The 15245-nt window shown below is 61.3% G+C and carries 20 protein-coding genes; 13 read left to right on the forward strand and 7 right to left on the reverse strand.

Features of this window, described 5'->3' with window-relative positions:
* The first annotated feature begins 92 nt into the window (after positions 1-92).
* Positions 93-1001 carry a LysR family transcriptional regulator gene (locus tag MESS2_RS15920; protein ID WP_008875405.1) on the forward strand — a complete coding sequence of 303 codons (909 nt, stop codon included), beginning with the start codon at positions 93-95 and terminating at the stop codon, positions 999-1001.
* Between the two features lie 66 nt (positions 1002-1067).
* Here MESS2_RS15920 and rpsI read toward each other — a convergent pair whose 3' ends face one another.
* Both rpsI and rplM read right to left on the reverse strand, forming a co-directional pair.
* Positions 1068-1550, reverse strand: coding sequence for a 30S ribosomal protein S9 (gene rpsI, locus MESS2_RS15925; RefSeq protein WP_008875406.1), 483 nt, complete (start codon positions 1548-1550; stop codon positions 1068-1070).
* A gap of 1 nt (position 1551) precedes the next feature.
* Positions 1552-2016, reverse strand: a complete 465-nt coding sequence (gene rplM / locus MESS2_RS15930; protein ID WP_008875407.1) for a 50S ribosomal protein L13 — start codon at positions 2014-2016, stop codon at positions 1552-1554.
* A 414-nt stretch (positions 2017-2430) separates the two neighbouring features.
* Between rplM and MESS2_RS15935 the strand changes: the two genes are divergently transcribed.
* From MESS2_RS15935 to MESS2_RS15945, 3 genes are read left to right on the forward strand one after another with little or no spacing between them, the layout of a single operon-like run.
* A complete protein-coding gene (locus MESS2_RS15935; protein WP_008875408.1) occupies positions 2431-2694 on the forward strand; it encodes a hypothetical protein in 264 nt (87 codons plus the stop codon).
* 21 nt (positions 2695-2715) lie between these two features.
* Entirely contained in the window at positions 2716-3063 is a 348-nt protein-coding gene (locus MESS2_RS15940; RefSeq protein WP_008875409.1) for a hypothetical protein, read from the forward strand.
* A 52-nt stretch (positions 3064-3115) separates the two neighbouring features.
* Positions 3116-3478, forward strand: a complete 363-nt coding sequence (locus MESS2_RS15945) for a hypothetical protein (RefSeq protein ID WP_008875410.1) — start codon at positions 3116-3118, stop codon at positions 3476-3478.
* A gap of 54 nt (positions 3479-3532) precedes the next feature.
* On the opposite strand, the gene MESS2_RS15950 is transcribed toward MESS2_RS15945, so the two are convergent.
* Both MESS2_RS15950 and MESS2_RS15955 read right to left on the reverse strand, forming a co-directional pair.
* Positions 3533-3796, reverse strand: a complete 264-nt coding sequence (locus tag MESS2_RS15950) for a type II toxin-antitoxin system HicB family antitoxin (RefSeq protein WP_008875411.1) — start codon at positions 3794-3796, stop codon at positions 3533-3535.
* A gap of 15 nt (positions 3797-3811) precedes the next feature.
* Complete coding sequence (locus MESS2_RS15955; protein ID WP_008875412.1) at positions 3812-4267, reverse strand: PaaI family thioesterase; 456 nt, start codon at positions 4265-4267, stop codon at positions 3812-3814.
* A gap of 168 nt (positions 4268-4435) precedes the next feature.
* On the opposite strand from MESS2_RS15955, the gene MESS2_RS15960 reads away from it, so the two are divergent.
* The 7 genes from MESS2_RS15960 (at position 4436) to MESS2_RS15990 (ending at position 9647) form a co-directional block, all read left to right on the forward strand.
* A complete protein-coding gene (locus MESS2_RS15960; RefSeq protein WP_008875413.1) occupies positions 4436-5251 on the forward strand; it encodes an enoyl-CoA hydratase in 816 nt (271 codons plus the stop codon).
* Between the two features lie 19 nt (positions 5252-5270).
* Positions 5271-5693, forward strand: coding sequence for a VOC family protein (locus MESS2_RS15965; protein ID WP_008875414.1), 423 nt, complete (start codon positions 5271-5273; stop codon positions 5691-5693).
* Between the two features lie 10 nt (positions 5694-5703).
* Positions 5704-6480 carry an AAA family ATPase gene (locus MESS2_RS15970; RefSeq protein ID WP_008875415.1) on the forward strand — a complete coding sequence of 259 codons (777 nt, stop codon included), beginning with the start codon at positions 5704-5706 and terminating at the stop codon, positions 6478-6480.
* Positions 6477-7238 (forward strand): GNAT family N-acetyltransferase, encoded by a 762-nt coding sequence (locus MESS2_RS15975; protein WP_008875416.1) that lies wholly within the window; start codon positions 6477-6479, stop codon positions 7236-7238. The genes MESS2_RS15970 and MESS2_RS15975 overlap by 4 nt, the downstream gene beginning before the upstream one ends.
* Positions 7235-7756, forward strand: coding sequence for a CoA-binding protein (locus MESS2_RS15980; RefSeq protein WP_008875417.1), 522 nt, complete (start codon positions 7235-7237; stop codon positions 7754-7756). The genes MESS2_RS15975 and MESS2_RS15980 overlap by 4 nt, the downstream gene beginning before the upstream one ends.
* Before the next feature lie 254 nt (positions 7757-8010).
* On the forward strand, positions 8011-9291 hold the full coding sequence (locus tag MESS2_RS15985; protein ID WP_008875418.1) for an O-acetylhomoserine aminocarboxypropyltransferase: 1281 nt from the start codon (positions 8011-8013) through the stop codon (positions 9289-9291).
* Entirely contained in the window at positions 9291-9647 is a 357-nt protein-coding gene (locus tag MESS2_RS15990) for a cupin domain-containing protein (RefSeq protein WP_008875419.1), read from the forward strand. The genes MESS2_RS15985 and MESS2_RS15990 overlap by 1 nt, the downstream gene beginning before the upstream one ends.
* 74 nt (positions 9648-9721) lie before the next feature.
* Here the strand turns inward: MESS2_RS15990 and MESS2_RS15995 are convergent, their stop codons facing one another.
* From MESS2_RS15995 to MESS2_RS16010, 3 genes are all read right to left on the reverse strand, one after another.
* Positions 9722-10441 carry a transporter substrate-binding domain-containing protein gene (locus tag MESS2_RS15995; RefSeq protein WP_008875420.1) on the reverse strand — a complete coding sequence of 240 codons (720 nt, stop codon included), beginning with the start codon at positions 10439-10441 and terminating at the stop codon, positions 9722-9724.
* 21 nt (positions 10442-10462) lie between these two features.
* The gene (locus tag MESS2_RS16000) at positions 10463-11701 is read right to left on the reverse strand and encodes a cytochrome P450 (protein WP_008875421.1); all 1239 of its coding nucleotides are present in this window, start codon (positions 11699-11701) and stop codon (positions 10463-10465) included.
* A 415-nt stretch (positions 11702-12116) separates the two neighbouring features.
* The gene (locus MESS2_RS16010; protein WP_008875423.1) at positions 12117-12704 is read right to left on the reverse strand and encodes a hypothetical protein; all 588 of its coding nucleotides are present in this window, start codon (positions 12702-12704) and stop codon (positions 12117-12119) included.
* A gap of 335 nt (positions 12705-13039) precedes the next feature.
* Here MESS2_RS16010 and MESS2_RS16015 point away from each other — a divergent pair, with 335 nt between their 5' ends.
* A complete protein-coding gene (locus MESS2_RS16015) occupies positions 13040-13669 on the forward strand; it encodes an ATP-dependent Clp protease proteolytic subunit (protein WP_008875424.1) in 630 nt (209 codons plus the stop codon).
* Between the two features lie 295 nt (positions 13670-13964).
* The gene (clpX, locus tag MESS2_RS16020; RefSeq protein ID WP_006332719.1) at positions 13965-15239 is read left to right on the forward strand and encodes an ATP-dependent Clp protease ATP-binding subunit ClpX; all 1275 of its coding nucleotides are present in this window, start codon (positions 13965-13967) and stop codon (positions 15237-15239) included.
* Positions 15240-15245 lie beyond the last annotated feature (6 nt).

Genomic DNA, 15245 nt, shown 5'->3' on the forward strand with positions numbered 1-15245 from the left:
TCTGTCTCCTCTTGAGATGACGCAGAGATAGGCATTGTCCGATCTCGCGATAATTGGCTACAATCCGCACGGGCTGTGCGAGATGGCGAACAATGAAGATCGACCTCGGAGATCTGCATGCTTTTATGGCGGTAGCACGCGCCAAAGGTTTTCGCGATGGAGCGCGTGCGAGCGGTGGCAGTGCGTCGGGCTTGAGCGAGGCGGTTCGTCGCCTGGAGGCACAACTCGATGTCAGGCTGCTCAACAGGACGACGCGCAGCGTCGTTCTGACCGAAGCGGGCGAGGGGTTGCTGGCGCGGCTAGGTCCAGCCTTGACCGAGGTCGAGGTGGCGCTGGACGTGGTGAATGGCTTTCGTGACAGGCCGGCGGGATCGCTGCGTCTCAACGTGCCGGTCAGCGCAGCCAGGCTGGTGCTGCCAGCCATTGTCCCGTCGTTCCTCGCCGCCTATCCCGGCATTCGGCTGGAGGTCATCGCCGAGGAAAGCTTTGTCGATATCCTGGCGGCCGGCTGCGACGCCGGCATCCGTTATGACGAGCGGCTGGAGCAGGACATGATCGCGGTGCCGATCGGACCGCGCGTGCAGCGCTTCGCCGCCGCTGCCAGCACCGCCTACCTTGATTGTCATGGCCGGCCGCAACACCCGCGCGACCTGCTCGGCCACGCCTGTCTGCGTGGCCGCTTCGCCGGCCGTACGCCGCCGCCGTGGGAGTTCGAGCGCGACGGCGAGGTGGTGCGGGTCGATCCCGCGGGGCCGCTTCTCGTGACCTTGGGCGGGGCGGCCGATCTCATTGTCGATGCAGCCATCGCCGGCACCGGCATCGTCTGCCTCTTCGAAGACTGGCTTCGTCCCTACTTTGAACGCGGTGCGCTCGAACCCGTCCTCGAACCCTGGTGGCAGAGCTTCTCCGGACCGTTCCTCTATTATCCCGGCCGGCGCCTCGTGCCGGCGCCGCTGCGCGCATTCATCGACTTCATCAAGGCGCCAGCCAATCACGCTTGAAATGGTGACTACCAAAGAAAAGGCCGCCCGGAGGCGGCCTTTTCGAATGTTTGAACTGCGTAGCGCTTAGCGCTTCGAGAACTGGAAGCTGCGGCGGGCCTTCGCCTTGCCGTATTTCTTGCGCTCGACGACACGGCTGTCGCGGGTCAGGAAGCCGCCCTTCTTGAGCACGGCGCGCAGCGCCGGCTCGTAGTAGGTCAGCGCCTTGGAGATGCCGTGGCGCACGGCGCCGGCCTGGCCGGAAAGGCCGCCTCCGATGACAGTCGCGACGATGTCGTACTGGCCCGAACGGTTGGCGGCGATGATCGGCTGGTTGAGGATCATCTGCAGGACCGGACGCGCGAAATAGGACGCGAATTCCTTGTCGTTGACGACGATCTTGCCGGAGCCGGGCTTCACCCAGACGCGCGCGATGGCGTTCTTGCGCTTGCCGGTTGCATAGGCGCGGCCCGACTTGTCGAGCTTCTGGACGTGGACTGGTGCGGCCGGCTGGGTGTTGGTGTTGCCGGTTGCAGTTCCGAGTTCTGCGAGCGAGGAAAGCTCAGCCATCTTACGAAGCCTTCTTGTTCTTGGCGTTCAGCTTGGCCACGTCGAGGGTGACGGGCTGCTGGGCGACATGCGGATGTTCCGTGCCTGCATAGACGCGGAGATTCTTCATCTGGCGACGGCCGAGCGGGCCGCGCGGGATCATGCGTTCGACGGCCTTCTCGACGACACGCTCGGGGAAACGGCCCTCGAGCAGCTGGCGCGCGGTGCGCTCCTTGACGCCGCCGGGGTGGCCGGTGTGCCAGTAATAGACCTTGTCGGTGAACTTCTTGCCGGTGAATACCACCTTGTCGGCATTGATGACGATGACGTTGTCGCCGTCGTCGACATGCGGGGTGAAGGTGGGCTTGTGCTTGCCGCGAAGATGGTTGGCGATGACAGTGGCGAGACGGCCGACGACGAGACCCTCGGCGTCGATCAGCACCCACTTCTTCACCACATCCGCAGGCTTCTGCGAAAAGGTTGTCATGTCTTCTGCTTTCGGTTCGGACCTTCCCATTTTCTAACAATAGGAGAAGGCGTTTCTTGTTGCTTGGATTGGCGACCAGCGTTGGCCCGCCGCCAATAACAAAACGGCGGCCTTTGCGGGCCGCTGCTTCGTGAGGGCTTATAGGGGAGGGTGTTGCGCGCGTCAAGGCGTAGAAAAACAGGATGAAAGTAAAAAACAAAGTAAAAACAATATGTTGGATGAAAGGTATTATTTTACCACATCGAAAACTCGTCACTCTTAAGGACCTTCGTTTTGAGATGCTGTGGTCAGGGGCAAACTGCGGTTGGTTCGATGCTAGCTAGGTCGGTGTTCCCATCAGCCGTATATTTATGTTGACACAACGTATAGATTTTGATATATATACGGAACCGTATGGAAAAAAGGATATGGCACATGCACCCAATTATCGAAGAACTCAACAGGCTTCGGGCATCAATCGACCGGATCCAAGCGTTCGTGGAAGCAGAGATGGCCCCGGCTTCCGAGGAATACAAAAAGTCCAATGGCCGCCTTACCGAAGAAGGCATTCGCATGCTGCATGCAGCGTTTGAGACGGGCGCAATCCCTGCCGAGGCTGCAAAGGTCGTTGACATTTCAAAGGGCGCCGCATGGCAGCATCAAAAGAGATGGAAGGCCTCGAAAGACAAGTCAGTTTGATATTCACATCAGGAGATCCTTATGCCCCGCATTTCCGCAGCTAAGTACCGAAAGATGAAGAATAGCTACAGGCCTGATGTTGCACGATATTTGAGCCAGAGAACCGGCGTGATTTCGTACGGCGAACTATCAAAGCAGTTCGGGATCAATCCCCGTTCTTGGGGGGATATTGTAGGCGGGATTGCGATCAGAACGAGCGAGAACCGGCTTCCCATCCTCTCCGTTATTGTCGTGAATGCAATGACAGGCAAGCCCTCAAAGGATGCCATTCAATACGAAGAACTCGGGTTGATCAGTGATGAGTTGATCGCCGAAGAGCAGGTCAAATGTTTCGCCTTTGATTGGTCAAGCACAATTATCGGCAGATGATGAAGAGATTCGACGACGAACCTAATGGATTCATTCGGAAAAAGGAGCACCAATGTTAAAGGACCGTATCCCCACCGACTCAACGATTGCAAGCATCGCGAATTGCCTTGAAAACCCCGACCACTACGTAAGCCAAGTCTATGGCAAAGCGAGAAGGGCGACGAAGGAGCACGGGAACTCAGTAGCCGTCCGCATTGGGGTATTGGGTACAGGCGCCAAACCGAACTATCGGACCGAACGAGTAGGTGAGAGCGATTCTGTTTTTTTGGTCTTAGCGTCCTACAGAGGCGACAACCACATGCCCCTGTTCGAGGTGAATGATGATTTAGAGTCGTCGAATTGGAGCGAACGCACCATGTCGGTCGAGGAACTTGGCGAGCTTCTGGGTAAAATTCGCAACTTCGTTCCAAAATAAACTTCGTAGGTAGCAGCCAGCGCTGTGGTGGTGGGCAAATTAGCAGCGGATAGTTTATTTTCCCCCCGTCAGCGGCACCGAGACCAACTGGGCGCCGTTGGCGAGCGCGTTGCGTATGTCGGGAAGCGCGACGATCGTTTTGCGGACGGATGGTTCTGGAACGAGCATGTCTTCCGCCCACAATCGCAATGCTTCAATTGCGTTCGGCACGATGTCTTCCGCCGCACCCGCCGCCGAGAAGCACCCGGGAATGTCCGGAAAGCGAATACCGAACGCGCTGTCAGGATCTTTGTCGACCAATGCGAAATAGTTTTTCATTTTGGCTCCAACGTTTCAGGACGGCGTCCGTTTCGGCGGGATCGAATAGGTACCCGTGGCATGCGCCACCGTATGCCTCTCCGGCCCGGCGACGATATCGATGTCGAACACCATCAGGCTCTTGCCCAGCTTCAGGATCCGGCAATGGCCGTCGATCGGTCCGGCTTCGGCCTTGCGGACGAAATTGATGTTGAGGTTGGTGGTGACCGAAAGCGCATCCGGCCCGGCATGCGAAAGCACGCAGACATAGCCGCCAATGTCGGCCAGCGTGAACAGCGATGGGCCGGACACAGTGCCGCCGGGGCGCAAATGCCGCGCGCCGGCATTGAGCCGCACCGTGCAGCCGCCGGGGAACACGTCGAGTGCCTCATAGAAGGTGAACTGGTCGTTGAGCTGGGGGTAGACGGTTGCCATCAGCGAATTGACTTCAGCCGCCGTCAGCACCGGTTCGAGATTGTCTTGGGCGGGCATAAGCGGTTTCCTATATGGATTCGGTACCGGCTCGGAGTGGGATCCTGGGCCAATTGTCGGGTTGGAGAAAACACGTCCCGTGGCTGTTCTTCAATCGGCAGCGTGCTAGTTCTTTTGTTCCATGGCCCGCGAATCCGATGCCGCCGGCCGACAAAAAGGTTGGAGAACATGGCCGAAATCGTCGCCATCAAGCCGCCCGAAGGCCCGGTTGCCGCCAGGCAGGACAGAGGTGTGCTCCGCCTGACGCTCGCCAGTCCGCCGGCCAATGCCTTGTCGCTGGCGGTCATGGCGGCGCTGACGGCCGAGCTCGACCGCGCAAAGGCTGACAAATCGGTTCGCGTCATCATCCTGGCGGCGGCCGGAAAAGTGTTCTGCGCCGGCCATGACCTCAAGGAAATGACTTTGCACCGCGCTGATGCCGACAAGGGCAAGGCATTCTTCGAACAGACGATTTCTGCTTGCGCGGCACTGATGCAGACGATCGTGCGCCACCCCAAGCCGGTGATCGCCGAGGTCGACGGCCTGGCCACCGCGGCCGGGCTGCAACTGGTCGCGAGCTGCGACCTGGCGATCGCTTCGCACGAAGCCACTTTCTGCACGCCGGGCGTCAATATCGGCCTGTTCTGCTCGACACCGATGGTGGCACTGTCGCGCAACGTCTCGCGCAAGCACGCAATGGAGATGCTCTTGACCGGCGAGACGATCGATGCGGCGACAGCCAAGGAATTTGGCCTCGTCAACCGCATCGCGCCGCGCGAATACCTGAATCAGATCGTCACCAAATACGCGCAAACCATTGCTTCCAAATCATCTTTGGTGGTCAAGACCGGCAAGGAGGCGTTTTACGCGCAGGCCGAGATTGGACTGGCCGACGCCTATGACTATACCGGCCGCGTCATGGTCGAAAACATGCTGGCGCGCGACGCCGAGGAAGGCATCGGCGCCTTCATCGGCAAGCGCAAGCCGGAATGGTCGGACGAGTAGGGTGGACGGACGACTAGCCATGGAACCGCGCATCTCGATCATCACCGTCGCCACCGACGATCTCGACCGCGCCGTGCGCTTCTACGAGGGGATGGGCCTGAAGCGCCATGCCGGGATCACCGATGGCGTCGCCTTCTTCCAGATGGGTGGCGTCATTCTCGGCCTGTTTCCGCGCGCTAGCGCCGAAGAGGATTCCGGCGTCACCTTCTCCGGGGCGCCGTCAGCGGTCTATCTCGCCTACAACACCCGCTCCGACGCCGAGGTCGACGAAGTGCTTGCGACGGCTGAGAAGGCCGGCGGCCGCATCGTCAAGCCGGCCGGCCGCGCCTTCTGGGGCGGCTGGTACGGATATTTCGCCGATGCCGACGGGCATGTCTGGGAAGTCGCGCATAATCCGGCCTTTCCGATCGCGGAAGACGGAACGATCTCGCTGCCGGACTGATCGCCGCCGCATGGCTCCTCGCAAGCAACTGACGCGGCTGAAGGCGCCTTACCTCAAGCGCATCCTGCTTGAGCCGTCGCGGGTCGCCGACTGGGAAAAATATCCCTGGAGCCTGCCGATCTTCCGTGGCCAGGAATTCCAGCTCGAATTCACCACGCCGATCACCATCATCGTCGGCGAGAACGGCACCGGCAAATCGACGCTGCTCGAGGCGATCGGTGCGCTGGCCGGCTACGACGAGGCCGGCGGCGGCAAGGGTTATATGCCCATCGACCACTCGCGCGCCGTCGACAAAAGTGGCGCGGCACTGGCCGGCACACTGCGCGGCCACTGGCTGCCGAAAGTCACCGCCGGCTGGTTCTTCCGCGCCGAATCCTTTTACTCTGTCGCCCGTTATCTCGACCAGGCCGCGCTGGACGCGGGTGAAGCGCCGCCCGATTTCCTGTCCTGGTCGCACGGCGAAGGCTTCATCCGCTTTTTCGAGGAGCGCTGCCGCCGGCAAGGCATCTACATCCTCGACGAGCCCGAGAGCGCGCTCTCGCCGACGCGCCAGATCGAGCTGCTCAAGCTGCTGCGGCGGATGGACCAGTCGGGCATGGCGCAAGTGATCATGGCAACGCACTCGCCGCTGCTGATGGCTTGTCCCGGCGCGCGGCTGTTCCGCGTCAGCCGCTTCGGCCTCGATCCGACCGATTTCAGCGATACCGATCATTTTCGCATGCTGCGCGACTTCTGCATCGACCCCGAGGCGTTTATGGAGGAGGCGCTGAGGGAAGATGACGAATGACGGCGCGCGACGATGATCTCAACTGGCGGATGGAAGAGGCTTGCCGCGAAGCCTGGCCGGCGGCTGCCGAGACGGTTGTCGAAGGCTGGCTTCTCAGGCGCTCCGGCGGCAGGATCCGGCGTGCGAATTCCGCCAACCCCTTGCGTGGCAAGCGGGGCGCGCCCGACGCGGTGCTCGACGCCGCCGAGTCCTACTATATCGGCCATGGCCAGACGCCACTGTTTCGGGTCCCCGATATCGCCGCCGAGCTGGAGACCGCGCTCGACCGTCGCGGTTATGATTGGGAAGGCGGAACGATCCATCTCCATGCCGGGATCGACGAACTGTCGGGAGGCAGCGACGGCCAGGTTGCGGTTTCTCCGACGCCGGGCGAGGACTGGTTCGCGGCACGATTCCGCATGGGCACCTATGACGACACCGAACGCCGCGTCTTTCGCGACATGACTGGCCTGATATCAGGCGACAAGGCGTTTGTGTCGTGCGAGCGCGACAACGAAATTGCCGCCCTGGCCTATGGCGTCATCCGCGATGGGCTGCTTGTCGTGGAATCTGTTGAAACCGACGCCAGGTTCCGGCAGCAAGGCTTGGGCCGCAAGACGGTCGGTGGCCTGATCGACTGGGCAAGGCGGGCAGGGGCATCGGCGGCGAGTCTGCAAGTGGTTGCCGACAACACGCCGGCCCGCGCGCTCTACGCCTCGCTCGGCTTCAGCCGCGAACTCTACCGCTACCACTATCGCAGGAAGGCGATTGCCGCATGAACCACGATGCCTACGACAATGCCTACATCGCCGGCATCCTCAATTCGGTGAAGACGATCGCCATGGTCGGCGCGTCGGCCAATGATGTGCGGCCGAGCTATTTCGTGTTGAAATACCTGCTGGCAAAGGGCTTTTCGGTGTTCCCTATCAACCCGGGTCAGGCCGGCAAGGAAATCCTCGGCCGGATGACCTATAGCAGGCTCGCCGATGTACCCGAGCCGATCGACATGGTCGACGTCTTTCGCGGTTCTGCGGCAGTGCCGGGCGTCGTCGATGAGGTCTTGCGGCTCGATCCCTTGCCGAAAGTCATCTGGATGCAGCTTGGCGTGCGCCACGACGAGGCGGCCGCGCGCGCCGAGGCCGCCGGCATCAAGGTGGTGATGAACCGCTGCCCCAAGATCGAATATGGCAAGCTGTCGGGCGAGATCGGCTGGACCGGCGTCAACTCCGGCGTGCTGTCGTCGAAGAAGCCGCTGATGCGGCCGGGTTTTCAGAGTTTCGGCGTTCGCCAGAAGTAGACCATGATCCCGAAAAGTGGAAACCGGTTTTCGGAAGATCATGGTCAAACAAGAAAGCCCACAGCTAGATGCCCCATCCCGATCCTATCGGGTTGGATCAGGCTCGAGACGGAAAGTTATTCCGGCAATCGGAACATTTTCTCGCGCCTCGATCACAGAACATGCATCGAAGGGCATTTTCTTCTTTGCATTCGTGACCGGGCTTCGCCAAGAATGCCCGGCGATTTTCAGAAGGTTCAAAAGGGAGGTATTCGATGACCCGCACGCCCGGTTTCAACACGCTCGCCGTCCATGCGGGTGCCAAGCCCGATCCGGCGACCGGAGCTCGGGCCACGCCGATCTACCAGACGACCTCCTTTGTCTTCGATGATGCCGACCATGCCGCCTCGCTGTTCGGGCTGAAGGCCTTCGGCAACATCTACACCCGCATCATGAACCCGACGCAGGCGGTGCTGGAGGAGCGTGTTGCCGCGCTTGAGGGTGGCACTGCGGCGCTCGCGGTCGCATCGGGTCATGCCGCGCAGATCCTCGTGTTTCACAATTTGATGCAGCCCGGCGACAATTTCGTCGCCGCGACAAGGCTTTACGGCGGCTCGATCAACCAGTTCGGCCACGCCTTCAAGAATTATGGCTGGCAGGTGCGCTGGGCCGACACCAACGACCCCTCGACCTTCGAAAGCCAGATCGACGACAGGACCAAGGCCATCTTCATCGAGAGCCTGGCCAATCCCGGCGGCATCTTCGTCGACATCGAGAAGATCGGCGACATAGCCCGCAAGTATGGCCTGCCGCTGATCGTCGACAACACGCTGGCCTCGCCCTATCTGGTTCGGCCGATCGAGCATGGCGCCGACATCGTCGTCCATTCGCTGACCAAGTTCATCGGCGGTCACGGCAATTCCATCGGCGGCGCCATTGTCGACTGCGGCACCTTCGACTGGTCGAAGTCAGGCAAATACCCGATGCTGTCGGAGCCGCGTCCCGAATATGGCGGCATCATCCTGCACGAAACCTTCGGCAATTTCGCCTTCGCCATCGCCGCGCGCGTGCTCGGCCTGCGCGATATCGGCCCGGCGATCTCGCCCTTCAACGCGTTCCTCATCCTGACCGGGCTGGAAACCCTGCCGCTGCGCATGCAGCGTCACTGCGACAATGCCGTGAAGGTCGCCGGCTGGCTGTCCGATCACCCCAAGGTTGCCTGGGTGAACTATCCTGGCCTGCCCAGCGACAAGAACAATGCGCTGCAGAAGAAGTACTCGCCGCTTGGCGCCGGCGCGGTGTTCACCTTCGGCCTGAAGGGCGGCTATGAGGCCGGCGTCAAGTTCGTCGAGGCGCTCGAACTGTTCTCGCACCTCGCCAATGTCGGCGACACCAAGTCGCTGGTCATCCACCCGGCCTCGACCACGCACCGCCAATTGTCCGACGAGCAGAAGGTCAAGGCGGGCGCCGGGCCGGACACGGTCCGGCTGTCGGTCGGCATCGAGGATGTCGAAGACATCATCGCCGATCTGGAACAGGCCCTGGCCAAGATCTGATGGCCATGACCCCGCCGAAATTTCTGTCCGTCGATATCGAGAGCGTCGAACCGGAACTTGGCGCACCGGCGCCGGATCGCCTGATTTCGGGCGATCCGAAGTTCCGCACCTGGAATGTCGAGGAACAGGATGGCGGCCTCTACGCCGGCATCTGGGAGGCAACGCCGGGCAAATGGCGCATCGAATATGACGAGTGGGAGTTCTGCCACATCCTGTCGGGCGTCTCGGTGATTTCCGAAGAAGGCGGCGAGGCGCGCACCGTCAAGGCCGGCGACAGCTTCGTGCTGAGGCCCGGCTTCAGGGGAAGCTGGGAAGTGCTTGAAACGACCCGCAAGGAGTACGTGATCAAGCTTTAATGCATGTCGCGCAAAAGTGTGCAACGGTTTTGCGATAACGACATGCATAGAAACAGCAGGCCGCCGTGCCGAATTCACAAAAGCCGATCGACATCGGCGTCGGAAAACCCGTAGCCGTGCATCATCTGCCTGTGCCAGGCGCTGCCGAGCAGATCGCCCAGACATGAATCGATGCGCTGGCGAAGAAACGCATTGCCCTTGGCGAGGGCAAATGCGCCGGCCGCCGGCTGTTTTTCATCCGCCGGAACGTCGATGACCTCAAGCAGCGCGGCGGGTCGGCTGGCCAGATAGCCTCGGTGTGCCATGGCGACACTTGCATAGGCCTGCACCGCACCGGCCGCGACCGCGTCCGCCGCACCCGCTTGCGTGGCGAATATCCTTATCCGCTCCGGCGCAACGCCATTTTGCAAGGCCGTCTGATGTTGGACCTGGCCTGATATGACGCCGATCAGGGCTGCCTCATCCCTGGCGACGGATCGATAACCCCGGAAGTCACGCGGATTGCCTTTCGCGACCAGCAGCCCGTCCGGCAGCACCCAGATCGGTCGCGTGAAGTCGACGGCTCTCTTGCGTTCGTCCGAAATGAACAGGCCGGTGGTCATGCCCCATTCACCGCTGGCCAATCCCGGAAGCAATCTGGCGAACTCGGTTTCGACCGGCGAAAAGACCTTTAACCCCAAGACCTGACAAACCTTCCGCGCAAGCTCAGTGTCGCAGCCAGCGACTTCCCCGGAAGCGTCGCTGAAGCAGAAGGGCGGTTCCCGCAGAAAAGCGAATGTCAATTTTTCAGCCATGCGGTCTCGGCCTCGGATATCTCAGAAGCCCACGACGAGCGCTTCCAGCCCATGAAAATGATAGCTGTCGCGGAAGCGCGGCTCCTCGGCAGGATGGAGCCGCGGCAGCCGCTCGAACAAGGTCTTCAGCGACACCTGCAATTCGAGCCGCGCCAGCGGTGCGCCGATGCAAAAATGGATGCCGGCGCCGAACGACAAATTCTTCTGGTCGGCACGGCCGGGCCGGAAAGCGGCGGGTTCGGCAAAGGCCAGGGGATCATGATTGGCCATGCCGAGCAACAGGCCGATCATTTCGCCCGGCCGCACGGTAATCCCCGGCGCGGCCTCGATCTCTTCATAGGCGTAGCGCAGGAACATGTGCAGCGGCGCATCGAAGCGCAGGCATTCCTCGACGACTGCCGTGGTTGCGTCCGGCGAGGTGAAGAAGCGGCAGGGGTCGCCGCCTTGCGCCAGGATCGTGCGCACGGCATTGCCGGTCTGGTGGACGGTTGCCTCATGGCCGGCATTGAGCAGCAGGATCGCCGAGGACACCAGCTCGTCCTCCGAAAGCTTCTGGCCGTCCTCCTGCGCCGCGATCAGCAGCGACAGCAGATCGTCACCGGGCTGCTTGCGCCGCTCGGTGACATAGCCGCGCAGAAAATCGGAAAAATCCCGTGCGGCGCGGTTGGCTGTCTCTTCCGTCTCGCGCGTGCGGCCATGCATGTACATGGCCACCATCCGGTGCGACCAGTCGAGCAGTTGCGGTCCCATCGCGACGGGAACGCCGAGCATTTCGGCAATGATGGTGATCGGCAAGGGCGAGGCGAAGGAGGGCAGCAGGTCGACCCCGTCAGGTTCGAAACGGTCGATCAGCCCGTTGGCCAGCGCCTCGACGCGCGGCCTGAGACGCTCGACCTGGCGCGAGACGAAGGCGCGGTTGACCAGCGTCCTCAGCCGCGTGTGCACGGGCGGCTCCAGCTCAAGCATCGAATTGGCCTCGATGCCGTCGAAGGCGGTGAGATGCGAGCGGTCCTCGCCGATACCTCGGCTGTCGGGAATGCCGGCCGGGTTCTGGCGCCCGAAACGACGGTCGCGCAGCAGCCGGTTGACGTCGTCGAAGCCGCCAAAGCACCAGAAGCCATAGTTCTCCCAGAAGAAGGCATTCGATGCGCCATGCAGGAAGGCATAGGCCTCGTAAGGATTTTGGACGAAGGCCTGCTCATGCGGGTCGAGGCGCAGACGCCGCGTGGCGGGATCGAAAACGAGATAGCCTGGCATCATCCTTGACCAATAGCGCATGACCCCGAAAACCGGAATCGGTTTTCGGAAAGGATCATGCGCGGATTCGAATTGTTGGAGCGTCCTTTGCGCGTCCGGTGGACGCGCGGCGCTCCAAGCCAAGCCAGCCTGGTCCCGGGCGGGGCGGCGACGTCGCGGGCTTGAAGACATGGCTTAGGGCCGAAGCTTAGTCTCGGACCGTGTCCAAATCAGAACCGACCGCTTGCTACGGGTAGAAGAATAGCGCAACAGCTGCAATTGCGAGCAAAACCAGGAAAGCAGCGTATGCGTAAGACGTCTTGGGCTCCGACGCGCTTTTCCATTTGAGCACGGCACCGCCATGCAAATCATACCGAACAAGAACGAAAGCGGCAGCAACTCCGAAAACAATTACAACCCACAGCAGCATACTGATCTATCAATCACAGTGCCGCGTAACGTGCACCCGCCGCCAACTGGTCGAGCCTTCCCGCACCATCACCCGGCGGGCCACCCTCCGGTATGACGGCGCGATCTCGGTGATGCGCCGCCGCTCCGGTCGCACCAGCACCTCACGGGCAACGCTCTCATATTCGGCTGGGAGGACAACCCGTCGGGTGCGCTCGGGTTCAACGACGACTGTTTCGGCGACACGCGCGTAGCGGGCCTTGCGCCAGACCTTGCACAGCACCTTGCGGCCGCGGATGACGCGCCATTCCCAGGCATAGCCGCCATCGTCGACCTTGACCGTGTGGTAGACGGCGCGGGTGATGGCCGGCACGACCTCATAGGTGACGCGGGGCGCTGCGATCTGCTCGACGCGCTCAACCGTGCCATAAATCGGCGGGTCGTAGTCGACCACCTGGCCGCCGGGGCTGACCAGCACATTTTCATAGACGGTGTCGTAGACGGCCGGCCTGTTGACCGGCTCGTAGCATTCGACGGCGCGGCCACCGGCCGCCGTTTCCGACATTGTGCCGAGCATGGTCAGGCCGGCAATGGCGAAGGAAGAAGCTTTCCTGGTCATGGCACTCCCCCTGTTTGAACTGCGCGAAGCGGGTTCAACGTTGAATTGTAGGCAAAGCCGTACCGGGGGAAAGCGGATTCGCCATATTTCGTTAAGCGATGCGGTTAAGAAACTGCTACGCAGTCCAGTCGTTTGAGGCTAGGCGGAGCCGCCGGTATTCGCACCGGGCTGGCCCTTGCGCGGAAAGCTTGATTCCACTTAACCAGGTGGCTAGGAGGGGCGGCCTTGCGCTAGGGTGAGCCGACATCCTATTTACATTCTAACGCTCCAGAACCGATTCTGCCCGACTTGCTCATATCCGGCGCCGGAATCCCATCTTCAATAAGGGATAGTCCATGAAGAACCCCGTCGAAACCTACATGAACCTCGTTCCGATGGTGGTCGAACAGACCAATCGCGGCGAGCGGGCCTACGACATTTTCTCCCGGCTCCTCAAGGAGCGCATCATCTTCATCACCGGCCCGGTCGAGGACGGCATGGCGACGCTGGTTTGCGCGCAGCTTTTGTTCCTCGAGGCGGAGAATCCGAAGAAGGAGATCAATCTCTACATCAATTCGCCCGGCGGCGTCGTCACTTCGGGTATGGCGATCTACGACACCATGCAGTTCATCAAGCCGGCGGTTTCGACGCTGTGCATCGGCCAGGCGGCCTCGATGGGCTCGCTGCTCCTGACTGCCGGCCACAAGGACATGCGCTTTGCCACGCCGAATGCCCGCATCATGGTCCACCAGCCTTCCGGCGGCTTCCAGGGCCAGGCGTCCGACATCGAGCGCCATGCCCAGGACATCATCAAGCTGAAGCGCCGCCTGAACGAGGTCTATGTCAAGCACACCGGCAAAAGCTACGACGAGATTGAAAAGACGCTCGACCGCGACCACTTCATGACCGCCGACGAAGCCAGGGATTTCGGCCTCATCGACAAGGTCATTTCGTCGCGCGAGCCGGTCGAAGGCGTTGCCGCATAGGCCTTTAGTGGCAGGTGAGTGGCGGCATAACGCGCTTTTGGCGCGGTTTGCAGCATTTCGGCCACAATTGGCTGTTCCCTCGACGGGCAGGATTGCCTACGTTAAGGCTATGTTGATTTTCGACGGCTTAGCTTTGGGTGGGGTTGTTGCGAATCATTGCCACGTTTTCTGATTTGTGTTTCGTACGGAATACGTTGTGGGAGCTAGGGCACTGGCGGCGGCGGATTCCCGCGATAGATTGAATATGCGCCCTTTCAGCCAGACCATCGGCGGGCGGCCATGAAAGGACAAGAAAATGAGCAAGGTCGGCAACAACAGCGGTGATTCCAAGAACACGCTTTATTGCTCGTTTTGCGGCAAAAGCCAGCACGAAGTGCGCAAGCTGATTGCCGGCCCGACGGTCTTCATCTGCGACGAATGCGTCGAGCTCTGCATGGACATCATCCGCGAGGAGAACAAGACCTCGATGGTGAAGTCGCGCGAGGGCGTGCCGACACCGCAGGAGATACTCAAGGTCCTCGACGACTACGTCATCGGCCAGCCCTACGCCAAGCGCGTGCTGTCGGTGGCCGTCCACAACCACTACAAGCGCCTGGCGCACGCCGGCAAGAACAACGACGTCGAGCTGGCGAAGTCCAACATCCTGCTGATCGGGCCGACCGGTTGCGGCAAGACGCTGCTGGCGCAGACGCTCGCCCGCATCATCGACGTGCCCTTCACCATGGCCGATGCGACGACGCTGACCGAGGCCGGCTATGTCGGCGAGGATGTCGAGAACATCATCCTGAAGCTCTTGCAGTCGGCCGACTACAATGTCGAGCGCGCCCAGCGCGGCATCGTCTACATCGACGAGATCGACAAGATCTCGCGTAAGTCGGACAATCCCTCGATCACCCGCGACGTGTCGGGCGAGGGCGTGCAGCAGGCGCTCTTGAAGATCATGGAAGGCACCGTCGCTTCCGTGCCGCCGCAGGGCGGCAGGAAGCACCCGCAGCAGGAATTCCTGCAGGTCGACACCGCCAACATCCTGTTCATCTGCGGCGGCGCCTTTGCCGGGCTGGACAAGATCATCTCGGATCGTGGCCGCAAGACCTCGATCGGCTTCGGCGCCATCGTGGCGTCGCCCGAGGATCGCCGCACCGGCGATGTGTTCCGCCTGGTCGAGCCCGAGGATCTCCTGAAGTTTGGCCTGATCCCGGAATTCGTCGGCCGTCTGCCGGTCCTGGCGACGCTGGAGGATCTCGACGAGCCGGCGCTGATCCAGATCCTGACCGAGCCGAAGAACGCGCTGGTCAAGCAGTATCAGCGTTTGTTCGAGATGGAGAATGTCGACCTGACCTTCCACGAGAATGCGCTCTCGGCGATCGCCAAGCGCGCCATAGAACGCAAGACCGGCGCACGTGGCCTGCGCTCCATCATGGAAGCGATCCTGCTCGACACCATGTTCGAGCTGCCGGCGCTGGAAGGCGTGCGCGAAGTGGTTATTTCGGAAGAGGTGGTGTCCGGCAACGCCCGGCCGCTCTATATCTATTCCGAGCAGAAGGAAAAGAAGGGCAACGTCAGCGCCTGACGTGAG

It is taken from the genome of Mesorhizobium metallidurans STM 2683, from assembly GCF_000350085.1.
Taxonomy (GTDB): Bacteria; Pseudomonadota; Alphaproteobacteria; order Rhizobiales; family Rhizobiaceae; genus Mesorhizobium; species Mesorhizobium metallidurans.